This is a genomic window from Curtobacterium pomorum (genome assembly GCF_044497295.1).
Lineage (GTDB): Bacteria > Actinomycetota > Actinomycetes > Actinomycetales > Microbacteriaceae > Curtobacterium.
The window spans coordinates 2386146-2398399 of the sequence record NZ_CP172409.1; the positions used below are offsets into that span (position 1 = coordinate 2386146).

12 protein-coding genes are annotated in these 12254 nt (G+C 71.8%); 7 read left to right on the forward strand and 5 right to left on the reverse strand.

Annotated features, from left to right (window positions below; translation table 11 throughout):
* Window positions 1–146 precede the first annotated feature (146 nt).
* The 5 genes from ACGH48_RS11405 (at window position 147) to ACGH48_RS11425 (ending at window position 6288) form a co-directional block, all read left to right on the forward strand.
* Window positions 147–1478, forward strand: a complete 1332-nt coding sequence (locus tag ACGH48_RS11405) for a bifunctional o-acetylhomoserine/o-acetylserine sulfhydrylase (protein ID WP_396288683.1) — start codon at window positions 147–149, stop codon at window positions 1476–1478.
* Window positions 1479–1707: 229 nt separating this feature from the next.
* Entirely contained in the window at window positions 1708–2910 is a 1203-nt protein-coding gene (locus ACGH48_RS11410) for a homoserine O-acetyltransferase (RefSeq protein WP_340196337.1), read from the forward strand.
* Window positions 2911–3049: 139 nt separating this feature from the next.
* Window positions 3050–4207, forward strand: a complete 1158-nt coding sequence (locus ACGH48_RS11415; protein WP_396288685.1) for a sensor histidine kinase — start codon at window positions 3050–3052, stop codon at window positions 4205–4207.
* Window positions 4204–5529, forward strand: coding sequence for a hypothetical protein (locus ACGH48_RS11420; protein WP_396288687.1), 1326 nt, complete (start codon window positions 4204–4206; stop codon window positions 5527–5529). The genes ACGH48_RS11415 and ACGH48_RS11420 overlap by 4 nt, the downstream gene beginning before the upstream one ends.
* An 87-nt stretch (window positions 5530–5616) precedes the next feature.
* Window positions 5617–6288 (forward strand): response regulator transcription factor, encoded by a 672-nt coding sequence (locus tag ACGH48_RS11425; protein WP_123312345.1) that lies wholly within the window; start codon window positions 5617–5619, stop codon window positions 6286–6288.
* A 261-nt stretch (window positions 6289–6549) separates the two neighbouring features.
* Here ACGH48_RS11425 and ACGH48_RS11430 read toward each other — a convergent pair whose 3' ends face one another.
* Together ACGH48_RS11430 and ACGH48_RS11435 are read right to left on the reverse strand one after the other, a co-directional pair.
* Window positions 6550–7815 (reverse strand): MFS transporter, encoded by a 1266-nt coding sequence (locus tag ACGH48_RS11430; protein ID WP_123312344.1) that lies wholly within the window; start codon window positions 7813–7815, stop codon window positions 6550–6552.
* Between the two features lie 289 nt (window positions 7816–8104).
* A complete protein-coding gene (locus ACGH48_RS11435; protein ID WP_396288690.1) occupies window positions 8105–8290 on the reverse strand; it encodes a hypothetical protein in 186 nt (61 codons plus the stop codon).
* 124 nt (window positions 8291–8414) lie between these two features.
* Here ACGH48_RS11435 and ACGH48_RS11440 point away from each other — a divergent pair, with 124 nt between their 5' ends.
* Window positions 8415–8609: a hypothetical protein gene (locus ACGH48_RS11440; protein WP_148061747.1), complete on the forward strand. Its 195-nt coding sequence runs from the start codon at window positions 8415–8417 to the stop codon at window positions 8607–8609.
* Window positions 8610–8643: 34 nt separating this feature from the next.
* Here the strand turns inward: ACGH48_RS11440 and ACGH48_RS11445 are convergent, their stop codons facing one another.
* Together ACGH48_RS11445 and ACGH48_RS11450 are read right to left on the reverse strand one after the other, a co-directional pair.
* Complete coding sequence (locus tag ACGH48_RS11445) at window positions 8644–8952, reverse strand: thiamine-binding protein (RefSeq protein ID WP_123312342.1); 309 nt, start codon at window positions 8950–8952, stop codon at window positions 8644–8646.
* A complete protein-coding gene (locus tag ACGH48_RS11450; RefSeq protein ID WP_396288693.1) occupies window positions 8949–10205 on the reverse strand; it encodes a hypothetical protein in 1257 nt (418 codons plus the stop codon). The genes ACGH48_RS11445 and ACGH48_RS11450 overlap by 4 nt, the downstream gene beginning before the upstream one ends.
* A gap of 114 nt (window positions 10206–10319) precedes the next feature.
* Here ACGH48_RS11450 and ACGH48_RS11455 point away from each other — a divergent pair, with 114 nt between their 5' ends.
* The gene (locus ACGH48_RS11455; protein WP_396288695.1) at window positions 10320–11030 is read left to right on the forward strand and encodes a YceI family protein; all 711 of its coding nucleotides are present in this window, start codon (window positions 10320–10322) and stop codon (window positions 11028–11030) included.
* A gap of 355 nt (window positions 11031–11385) precedes the next feature.
* Here the strand turns inward: ACGH48_RS11455 and ACGH48_RS11460 are convergent, their stop codons facing one another.
* A complete protein-coding gene (locus tag ACGH48_RS11460) occupies window positions 11386–12246 on the reverse strand; it encodes an NAD(P)H-hydrate dehydratase (protein ID WP_396288697.1) in 861 nt (286 codons plus the stop codon).
* Between the last annotated feature and the right edge of the window lie 8 nt (window positions 12247–12254).

Sequence of the window (12254 nt, forward strand, 5' to 3'; positions counted from 1 at the left end):
CGGCGTGCGCGTTACGTCCCGAGGCGGGCGCGCTGGTACCAGCGCGCCCGCCTGCGTACCGTGAGTGCCGACGCACAGCAGCGCCGCGCCTCCAGGCCGAGCGCAAGGCGACCCGACGACCAGCCGCACCGGACAGGAGCACCAAGATGACCGAGCACGACGCCGCGCAGTGGCGGTTCGAGACCACGCAGGTCCACGCCGGCGCACAGCCGGACCCGACCACGGGCGCCCGAGCCACCCCGATCTACAAGACGACCTCGTACGTCTTCGCGAACTCGGACGAGGCCCGCGACCTGTTCGCCCTCGCCAAGCCGGGCAACATCTACTCCCGGATCATGAACCCGACGAACGACGTCGTGGAGCAGCGCATCGCGGCGCTCGAGGGCGGCAGCGGCGCACTCCTCGTGGCGTCCGGTCAGGCGGCGGAGACGTACGCCGTGCTGAACATCGCGGGGGCGGGCGACCACATCGTGTCGTCGTCGTCGATCTACGGCGGCACGTACAACCTGTTCAAGTACACGCTGGCGAAGCTCGGCATCGAGACGACGTTCGTCGAGGACCAGGACGACCTCGAGGAGTGGCGACGCGCCGTCCGCCCGAACACGAAGCTGTTCTTCGCCGAGACCATCGGCAACCCGAAGATCAACGTCCTCGACATCACCGGCGTCAGCGACATCGCACACGAGTCCGGCGTCCCGCTGATCGTCGACAACACCATCGCGACGCCGTACCTGATCCGTCCGTTCGAGCACGGGGCCGACATCGTCGTGCACTCGGCCACGAAGTTCCTCGGCGGCCACGGCACCGTCATCGGCGGCATCATCGTCGACGGCGGGAAGTTCGCCTGGTCGCAGCACCCGGACAAGTTCCCGGAGTTCAACACGCCCGACCCGTCGTACCACGGTGCGGTCTTCGCGGAGGCGGTCGGCAACGAGCTCGCCTACATCGTGAAGGCGCGCGTGCAGCTGCTGCGCGACCTGGGGGCGTCGAACTCGGCGGACACGGCGTTCGCGCTGCTGCAGGGCATCGAGACCCTGTCGCTCCGCATCGAGCGCCACGTGTCGAACGCGCAGGAGATCGCCGAGTGGCTCGACCGCCACCCGGACGTCGCCACCGTCGCCTACGCCGGCCTGCCGACGTCGCCCTGGTACGCCGCGGCGAAACGGTACGCGCCGAAGGGCGTCGGCGCCGTGCTGTCGTTCGAACTCAAGGGCGGCGTGCCGGCGGGCAAGGCGTTCGTCGACAACCTGCAGCTGTTCTCGCACCTGGCGAACATCGGTGACGTGCGCTCGCTCGTGATCCACCCGGCGTCGACCACCCACTCGCAGCTCACGCCCGAGCAGCAGCTCACCACCGGGGTCACGCCGGGCCTGGTGCGGCTGTCCGTCGGCATCGAGAACATCGAGGACCTGAAGGCCGACCTCGAGGCCGGGCTCGCCGCGGCGCGTGCAGTGTCGCAGGAGGGGCAGCGCGCGTAGCGTTCGCCCGCCCGGGACCCCGACTCCGAACGACAAGGTCGACGTCCTACGACGTCGACCTTGTCGTCTGCACGCGCGTGCAACAGTTGCCGGCGCGGCGGTGCGACTTCCTCGATGTCGTACGACGTCGATGTTGTCGCACCCACCCGCGGCCGACGACCCGGCCACGGGGCGGACGTGACGTAACACGGCGGCGGCGAGCCGCGCCTCCCGGCAGACTGGACGCACCATGGACTGGCAGACGACCCCCGAGGACTCCGTGCCGTCCACCCTGGTGCCCGGCGCCGAACTCGGCACCCTCGGCAAGCCGCCCGTCACGGGCGCCTGGCGCCCCGGCGACCACCCGGGTGCGCGGCACTTCGTGTCCCTCGGCGAGCAGTGGGTGCGCGGCGGGCGCCTGCCGGCCGTGCGCGTCGCCTACGAGACGTGGGGCACGCTCAACCCGGCGCGCGACAACGCCGTCCTGCTCTTCCACGCCCTGACCGGCGACTCGCACGTCGCCGGCGCTCCCGGTCCGGGGCACCGCACCGCCGGCTGGTGGGGCGACGTCGTCGGTCCCGGCCTGGCGATCGACACCGACGAGTGGTTCGTGATCGCACCGAACATGCTCGGCGGGTGCCAGGGCACGACCGGGCCGTCGTCGGTGTCGCCCACCGGCGTCGAGTGGGGCTCGCGGTTCCCGTTCGTCACCGTCCGCGACCAGGTCGAGGTGCAGCGCCAGCTCGCCGACCGACTCGGCATTGACGTGTTCGCGGCCGTCGTCGGCGGGTCGATGGGCGGGATGCACGCCCTCGAGTTCGCGGTGTCGCACCCCGCGCGGGTCCAGCGGTTGGCGGTGCTGGCGTCGACGGCGCAGACCACGGCGGACCAGATCGCGGCGAACTCGCTGCAGCGCTCGGCGATCCAGATGGACCCGGCGTTCGCCGGCGGCGACTACTACGAAGCCCACGCCGGCGAGGGACCGCACCGCGGGCTGGCGCTCGCGCGGCGGATGGCGCTGATGACCTACCGGGCGTCCGACGAGCTGAACGGCCGGTTCGCCCGGTCCTGGCAGAGCGACGTCTCACCGCTCGGCGACGACGGGAGGTTCTCGGTGGAGAGCTACCTCGACTTCCACGGCAACAAGTTCACCCGGCGTTTCGACGCATCGTCGTACATCACACTCACGCACGCGATGGACTCGCACGACGTCGGCGCGGGGCGGGGCGGTGTCGCGGCGGCGCTCGAACTCGTGACGGCGCGCACGCTCGTCGTGGGGATCTCGAGCGACCGGCTGTTCCCGATCGAGGACCAGCACCGGATCGCCGCCGGGGTCCCGGACACGGTCGACGGGGACACGGCCGCCGTGATCGAGAGCGAGTTCGGGCACGACGGGTTCCTCATCGAGCACGAGCAGGTCGGCGCGCACCTGCGGCGGTTGCTCGACGACTGAGCGCGGCGCGCGCGGCACGGCGCGCCGAACACCCCCCAACGGGTGTCGCCCGTGGTTGGATGGCTGCGAGCCCGGACTGAACGAGGCTCGGTTTCCCCGCACCACCCGTCACACCAGCTCGTCACCAACCAGGACATCGATGGACTTCATCGCACAGGAACGCGACCGCTTGCTGCGGGCGACGACCCGTGTCGTGGGCATCGTCTGCGCGCTCGTCAGCGTCGTCGGCGTGGTCTCCGCCGCCGCGGTCCCCGTTCTGCCGCTCGTGGGCGCCCTGCTCTGCATCGCCGCGATGGTGGCCTCGTTCGTGTTCTTCGGGCGCACCGGCACCGTGTGGTGGACCGCCGCGATCCTCGTGACGGGGCTCGCGTCCCTCGCGATCCTGTTCTCCGGGGCGGACGAGTCGGTCCGCCCGCTCGTCGCCAGTGCCGTCATGACGCTCGCCGGCGGTTCGCTGTCCGCACCGTTGATGGCGCAGCGCGGGCAGCCGGTCGGCCTCGGGCTCACGATCGCCGCCGGTGGTGTCGTCGTGGTCGTGATGGTCTGGGCGACCGGCGGGTTCCTGTCGACGCCCGTCAGCGGCGCCTTGCTCGGCTGGGTGCTCATCGCGGTGGTGGCCGTCTGGATCTCGCGCAGCATCCCCCGCGTCGCGCGACGGATCTACAGCATCGGCACCGCGCACCGCGCCGAACGCCAGGCGAGCGAGACCGAGGCACAGCGGCGGCAGGGCGCTCGGCTGCTGCACGACACGGTCCTCGCAACGCTCACGCTCCTCGCCCACTCGGGCGTCGGGGTCTCCGAGCAGGCGATGCGCGAGCAGGCCGCCGAGGACGCCCGGCTCCTGCGCCACCTGCGACTCGGCGCGACCCCGCAGCCGTCGCAGTCCGGCGACTACTCGCTCACCCGCGAAGAGGAGTCGCCGCTCGGCCAGACCCTCGAGTCGGTGAAGCAGCGCTTCGGCCGGATGGGCCTCGAGGTCAGTTGGCACGGCACCGGCCAGGTACTGCTGCCGTCGCACGTGCTCGACGCCTTCCTGCTGGCGCTCGGCGAGTGCCTCGAGAACGTCCGCCGGCACGCCGGTGTCGGCGAGGCGCACGTCACGATCGTCCACGACAACGACATGGTGCGCGCCATGGTCACGGACTCCGGGGTCGGGTTCGACCTGACCACCGTCAGCGCCGAACGACTCGGCTTCAAGGAGAGCGTCGTGAGCCGTCTGCGCGAGGTCGGCGGCGACGCCAAGCTCTTCTCCGCGCCGGGTTCCGGCACCACCGTCGTCCTGGAGGCACCGCGATGACCCGGGTCCCCGAGGACACCATCAGCCGCGGCCTGCCCGGTGAGTCCAGCGGCCAGCAGCCGCCCCGCACCCGCCGCGAGGCCCGCGAGCGCTACCGCACCAGCGAACGTCGGCAGGCCCGTGGACTCCCCTCGACCTCGACGGGCGCACGGTCGCTCCGCCAGGCCGCCAAGCCCGGCGCCTCGCTCGGTGCCGGGTACCTGGGCCTCGGCGCCGCGGTGCTCACCGCGATCGAGGCCGTGTCCGGCATCGTGTACTTCCTGGTCCGCTGGTCCGACTTCTCCGACCCGTGGCTGCCCGCCGCGGCGTGGGCGCTCTACCTCGTCGCCGCGGTCGGTGTCGGCCTGAGCGTGCTGACCTACGGCGAGCGGTTGACCGGACTGGCGTTCGTGCTGATCTGCGTCGTGCTCGCGTGCGTGGTGACCCTCGACTTCATCGGGATCTGGCCCGAGCACGACATCGCGCACACTGCGTCGGCGTCGATCGCCGCGGGCTTCGCGCTGCTGCCGATCGCCACGCTCCGGCCCGCCCGTGAAGTCGCCGCCGCCATCGCGGTGCTCGGCCTGGCGTTCATCGGCATGAGCGTCGTCTCGACCCCGATCACGAACGACACGCTGCCCGGCATCGTGTCCCTGCTCGCCCTGGTCGTCGTGCCGCCGTCGATCGCCCTGTACGTCGTGCAGCGGTTCCGGCAGCTCGTGCAGCGGGAACTCGACCGCGTGCTCGTGCAGAGCAACGTGCAGGCGCCGCAGTTCGCCGTCGGCATGCTCGCCTCGGACGAGCTCGCCCGACTCGACCTGGCCGCCGAGAAGCTGCTCGACGCCGTCGCGAACGGCACCGATCCCCTGCCGCTGTCGGACGCCTCGAGTTCCGTCGCGGCCTCGCTCGCGACCGAGCTCCGCCTGCACCTCATCGAGGGCCGACGCGAGACCTGGCTCTACCACGCGATCACGGAGTCCGACCACCTCGGGCGTTCGGTGAGCGTCGCCGATCCGGGCGCCCTCGCCGGACACCTCACCCCCGCCCAGCGCGACGGACTGCTGCAGGCCCTGTGGCAGATGGTCGGCGACGGCCGCGCCGCCACCCCCGGCCTGCCGGTCGTCTCGGTCACGCTCGGCCCGGTCGGGTCCGACGGCCACCCCGTCACCGACGAACGGATGGACGTGCCGGTGGTCATCGAGTCCCGCGGTGTCCAACGCCGCAGCCTCGGCCCGACCGCGTGGAGCGCCCTGCAGCGCATCGGTCCGTACACCGAGACGGTCCGCGACGGGGCGCTCCACATCGTCGCGCACTGCGTCGTGGACCGACATCCGTCGATGTAGCTGCCGGACACCCGGACAGCCTGCCCGTGCCACGTGCCCCGCCCTCCTAGGATCGGGCACGACCTGCCCCCGAGAAAGGACGCCCGCATGGCGACTCCAGAGGAACCCATCCGACTCGCACTCGTCGACGACCACAGGATGCTCCTCGGCGCGCTCACGGAGTGGATCCGGAACGCCGCCGACGACATCACCCTGGTCGCCGCGGTCACGACCTGGCCCGAGCTCCTGACGAGCCCGGCGTTCCCGGTGGACGTGGTGCTGCTCGACCTGGACCTCAAGGACTCCATCCCGGTGTCGCTGAAGATCTCGACGCTCAAGACCGCCGGGGTGAAGACGGTCGTGATGAGCACGTACTCGGAGCCGAACGTCGTGCGCGAGGCCCTGGGGGCCGGAGCCCTCGGCTACCTGGTGAAGAGCGAGGACGCCGACATGATCGTCGAGGCGATCCGCTCCGCCCAGCGTGGTGAACAGTACGTCTCCGCCGAGCTCGACCTGGCCATCAACAGCGGTGACGTCGGCGGCGTGCCGAAGCTCAGCGCCCAAGAGCGTCGCGTCATGGCGCTGTACGGCGGTGGCGAGCCCGTCAAGAGCGTCGCTTACCAGCTCGGCATCTCCGAGGAGACCGCGAAGAGCTACCTCAAGCGCATCCGCGAGAAGTACCGCGTCGCCGGGTTCGACGTCGGCACGAAGGTCGCGCTCCGGAAGCGTGCGATCACCGACGGCATCATCGTGCAGGACGGCGGGCCGCTGGGCCTGTAGCGCGCGGCGCACGTGCGGCGGTCTACCGCACCCCACATCGGACGGGAGGCCCGTGGCGGCGTCGCCACGGGCCTCCCGTCCGGTGCGTGGGCACGCCCACCGCGCGTGTCCGGCGATCGGGGCCGACCTGCGGTCTGTCCCGCCACAGCGACACTGTGCCGCCGACGCCGACGGTCCCATCCGGCAAAGCGACAGTCTGCCGTGAACAGTTCGCGGCAGACTGTCGCTTTCGCGAACCGCTCTGGCGTCGCCCGCGCGCGGTCAGTGGATGGGGACGGGCGCGGTGATCGGGCCGGTACTGGGCGACGGGGAGCGCAGCGCGGCACGGCGCGTGGTACGACGCTCGACCGAGTAGCTGAACATCGTGACGAGGACGCCGAGCAGTGCGAGGACGATGCCGAGCCAGCCCGGTGCGACGAACCCGAAGCCGGCCGCGATGACCGCGCCGCCGAGTGCCGCGCCGAGCGAGTTGCCGATGTTGAACGCCGAGTGGTTGAGCGCCGCGGCGATCGTCCGGGCGTCGCCGGCGACGTCCATCAACCGGGACTGCACCGCCGGCGGGATCGCCGACGAGGTCGCCCCGAGCAGGAACGCGCCGAGGAGCATGCCCCAGAGCCACTGCGCGGTCAGCACCGTGAGCAGCAGGGCGCCGATGAGCGAGAACATGCCGAAGTAGATCGTGCGCTTCACGCTGTGGTCGGCGAGGTGTCCGCCCAGCACACCACCGACCACCATGCCGATGCCGACGACCACCAGGACGATCGGCACGAACGACTCGGGCATGCCGGTGACGTGCTGCACGAGCGGTGAGATGTACGAGTAGACGGCGAAGAAGCCACCGAACCCGACCGCGCCGAGGCCCATCACGATCCAGACCTGCGGCACACGGAAGGCGCGGAGCTCCCGGCCGATCGTCGCGTGCTCGTCACGGGCGCTCTTCGGCACGAAGGCCGCGACGGCGAGGAAGGTCAGCGCGAAGAGCGCGGCGACCACGCCGTAGGCGATCCGCCAGCCGGCGAGCTGGCCGACCCAGGTAATCGCGGGGACGCCGACGACGTTCGCGACCGACAGACCGAGCAGCACCATCGCGATGCCCTTGCCGCGCTTGCCCGGGCCCATCATGTCGCCGGCGACGATCGAGGCGATGCCGAAGTAGGCGCCGTGCGGCAGGCCGGCCACGAAGCGGGCGACGAGCACCAGGCCGAACGACGGCAGCAACGCGCTCGCGATCGTCGCGAGGACGAACCCGACGAGCAGCACGAGGATCAGGCCCTTGCGCGGGAACTTCGCGGACATCGCCGCGATGGTGGGAGCACCGACCACGACGCCGAGCGCGTAGGCGCTGACGAGCCAGCCCGCGTGCGCGATGCCGGCATCCGGGTCGAGGCCGTACTGCTGCGGCAGCAGCGCCTGCGCGATGTTCGGCAGCAGGCCCATCGCGACGAACTCGGTCGACCCGATGGCGAAGCCGCCGAGGGCGAGCGAGATGAGCGCGGCGGTGCGACGCGCAGGCGTGAGCTGTGACATGGGGCCTGTTCTCGGACGACGTCCTGCACGGGCGGCGTCGGATCGGGGTGTCGGCTGGACGGTGTCGGCGGGGGCGACCCGCGATCGTCGCGGTCCACGTGCTGATCGGCAGCGCGGCCACGCCCGAACGGGGTGCCGGTCCGGGTTCAGCAGCGAACGGGACGGTCCGGGTGGCGACGACCATCCGGTCCGAGCAGTGTAGACCGCTCCAAAGGCCGAACGGAAGTCGCCGTGCGCGGCCGGCACGGGTCGCACCGGGCTGGCCCGGCCGTAACCGAGGAGAACCGGGTCAGGCCGCCTGACGCTCCGTGTGGGCGGGACGCGTCGACGCGGGAGCGAGTTCGGGCAGCTCGTCACGGTGCGTCCAGCCGACGCCGCACTCGGCGCACGTGGCCCAGGCGTTCTCGCCCTGTTCGTCCGTGTCGATGACGACCGTTCGCAGGTCGCAGTCAGGGCACCAGCCGTCGTGGGTCATCACGCGCTCCTCGTCGTCTCGGGGCCACCGGATGTGGCTCGATACGGGCCATGAGACACCCGACCACCGACATCCCCGGGAGGGCGACGGCGTGTCGCGCGGGCCCCCGTTGTTCAATGAGCACATGTCCCTCGCCGCCACCGTGCTCGCCTCGTGCCCCGCCGGCGCGCCGGTGAACTGCGAGGACGCCACCGACCCGATGGGCATGGTCATCGTGCTCATCGCGGTGCTCGCCGGGATCGCGCTGCTCACCGTGCTCGTGGTGCTCGGGCCGGACCCCCGCCGACGGACCCGGGCACGGCGGCGCGACAAGCGCTGAGCGCGAGCGCCGAGCGAGAGCGAGAGCGAGAGCGCTACTCGCCGAGCGCCGCTTCGAGCCGCTCGAGCTTGCCGTCGATCTCCCCGGTGTGCCCCGGTCGGATGTCGGCCTTGAGCACGAGCGACACCCGCGTGCCGTAGGCGCCGACCGCCTCGGTGGCGCGCTTGACGACGTCCATGACCTCGTCCCACTCCCCCTCGAGCTCGGTGAACATCGACGACGTGCGGTTCGGCAGGCCGCTCTCGCGGACCACCCGCACCGCTGCGGCGACGGCGTCGTGCACGGAGCCGTCCGCCTGTTCGGAGGGACCACCGGACGGAGCAACGGAGAAGGCGACGATCATGCGTCCATCCTGCCCGCGCCCCGCCCCATCCGCACCAGCTCGACCACGGTCCACGCCAGGATCGCCACCTCGAGCACGTTCCGCACCGTCAGCACGACGAGCATCCACGGCTGCAGGGTGAGCACCTGGTCGTAGTACGCCGGGTAGATCAGCTGGGTCAGCACAGCGGTGGGCAGCGCGGCGATCGCGATCGGCACGAACCGGCGCACACTCGGCGTCCCGGCGGCCAGTCCCCACACGATCGGCACGGCGAGCCACCCGATGTACTGCGGCGACCCGACCTTGTTGGTGGCGATGAGCGCGGCGACGAACAGCAGCGCGAGGACCGGCGCGAGCTCGGCACGACGGGCACCGCGCCGTGCGGCCCACAGCGCGAGGACGACACCGGCGACGACCACGAGGGCCATCAGCGGCGTCGAGAGCGCGGCCGCTGCGTGCGTGCCGGCGCCGGAGACCTCGAACGTCAGGATCTGCTGGTTGTAGAACACGGCAGCGCCGGGAGCCCCGAACGCCGCCGCCCACATGAACGGCGTCGCGAGGGGCGACTCGATCTGCAGCGCACGCCCGGTCTGCTCACCGATGAACGACAGCAGGTACGGCGCTCCGCCCCAGAGCACGTCGACGAGCACGATGAGCGCGCTGAGCACGAGCGCCCCCGACAGCACGCCGCGGCGGTGTCCCCTCCGCAGGAGCAGCAGCACGCCGACGAGGGCGGCCGGCCAGACCTTCGTCCAGGCACCGGCGGTGAAGAGCGCCGAGGCGACCGCCGGCCGCGAGGCGACGAACGCCACCCCGACCAGTGCGAACACGGTCGCCACGGTGTCGATGCGCCCGAGGGCGATCGGGCCGAGCGCGAGCAGGAAGACGAGCCACCACCACACGACGCGCACGCCGCCCGCACGCACCGACGAGCCGAGCACGGCCCGCGCCCGGAACCGCCACAGGAACGCGCACGCCACGGCGTCGAGCAGGACCATCAGCAGCAGCCACCCGGAGCCGATCGACGCGATGCCGCCGAGCGCCGCGGCGGCCATCGGCACGATCGCCAGGATCGGGTAGACCCACTCGCCGTCGATGCCGACCCAGAAGTCCGCGCTCCGCCCGGTCTCGATCCACCGGCTGTACGTGATGGTGACGTCGCCGAGCGGCAGGTTCGCCGAGACGGCCGTCAGCCACCACAGCGCCGCGTGCACGGCGGCGAACGCCACCGCGAACCCGACGCGTTCGATCCACGGGTTCCCGGTCCTCAGCACCGAACGAGCGTACCGGCAGCGGGCGTACCGGCAGCGAGCACACGGACAGCGAGCACACCCGAACCGGCTGAGAATCCCAGGCTCCCCCAACCATGACGTGTCACCGTCTTGCTCGTGACCTCCGAAACCCCGCGCAAGCGCCGCAAGGCCGTCATCTGGATCTCCGTCATCGCCGCCGTCGTCGTGCTCGGCGTCATCGGGGCGATCGTCGCGACGAACGTCTACACGAGCAACGAGAACGCGAAGGCGTCGGCGGCACCGTCCGTGGCCGCCAGCCGGCAGGCCTCCACCCTCGACGACGCCGACCTGTCCGGCGCCTGGACGGTCGGTGGCGACTCGGAGGCCGGCTACCGCCTGCACGAGGTCCTGAACGGCTCCGACGTCACCGTCACGGGCCGCACCGACAGCGTCTCCGGCAGCGCCACCGTCGACGGCACGAGCATCACGAAGGCGACCATCACCGTGCAGGTCGCCGACATCGCCACCGACTCCGACCAGCGCGACTCGTACTTCCGCGACTCCGCGATGGACACCTCCGCCTTCCCCGAGGCCACGTTCGAACTCACCGAGCCGATCGCCGACGCGGTCCCGAGCGGCTCGGACACGACGACGGTCACCGCGACCGGCAAGCTCACGCTGCACGGCGTCACGAAGGACGTCACCGCCGACCTGCAGGTCGGCCTGAACGGCGATGGCGTCGACATCTCCGGCTCGATCCCGGTCACGTTCTCGGACTACGGCGTGCAGGCACCGAGCCTCGGCTTCGTGAAGGTCGACGACTCCGGCACGGTCGAGTTCCTGGTGCACGCGACACCCGCGAGCTGACGTCCGCGACGCGCGTCACGCCCGTGACGTGCGCGACAGGCGGACGGGAGGCCCGGTGCCAGCTGGCACCGGGCCTCCCGTCCGTCCCCGCTCGCGTCTGCAACTGGCGACACGATCGATGTCGCACGACGTCGACCGTGTCGTCATCCCGCGCCCGCAACCATGCACGTAGGCAAGGAACGACGAACTCGATGTCGTACGACATCGACGCTGTCGCCACCGCGCGCGTGCAACCCCCGGCGCACGCACGGAACGACGTCCTCGTCGTCGCACGACAACGAGGACGTCGTCACGCGGCGTCTGCAACAGGCGACATCACCGACGTCGTACGACGTCGAGGATGTCGCACCGACCGCTACCCGCGCGCGTCGCCGTCGACGACGAGGTCCCGCACGACGCCCGGCAGCTCGGCGATCAGCCCGGCCATCGGGAACGGCCCGCCGCCGGACGCCCGCCGGGCCGCGAGGCCGTGCACGACCGCAGCCGACGCGGCCAGGTGCGCGAGGTCCGACGGCGTCAGCGACGATCCGGCTGCCTCGACGGACCCCTGCCGCGCTGCCACGAGCGCACCGAGGACCCCGCCGAGGACGTCCCCGGCACCGGCCGCCGCGAGCCACGGCGTCGCCGATGACGCCACGAGCCGCACCGACCCGTCCGGGGTGACCACGTGCGTGCGCTCGCCCTTGAGCAGCACGACGCTGCCGGTCTGCTCGGCGGCACGGAGCGCTGCTGCGGGCGGATCCTGCTCGATCGAATCGCGAGAGACGCCAAGCAACGACGCGAGCTCCCCCGCGTGCGGGGTGAGGACGGCGAGCGGGCCGAGGTCGACGAGCGGGATCGCGCCCGCGTCGACCACGACCGGGACACCGTCGTCGGAAGCGTGCCGGAACCCCGAGGCGGTCGTGTCGTCCAAGTCACCGAGCGACGACGCCGAGATGCCCGAGCCGACGAGCCAGGCCTGCACGCGTCCCACGCCGGACACGGCCTCGGGGCGGCGGGTGAGCACGTGGTCGGTGGCGCTCGACGGTCCGACGTAGCGGACCATGCCGACGCCGGTGTGCACGGCGGCGTCGACGCCCAGCACCGCGGCGCCCGGGTACTGATCGGACCCGGTCGCGATGCCGAGGACCCCGCGGCGGTACTTGGTGGACTCCCCCGTCGGCGAGGTGACCCACGCGGCGGCATCGGACGGCTGGACGGGCACGAAGTCGTTCACCGGCCCCA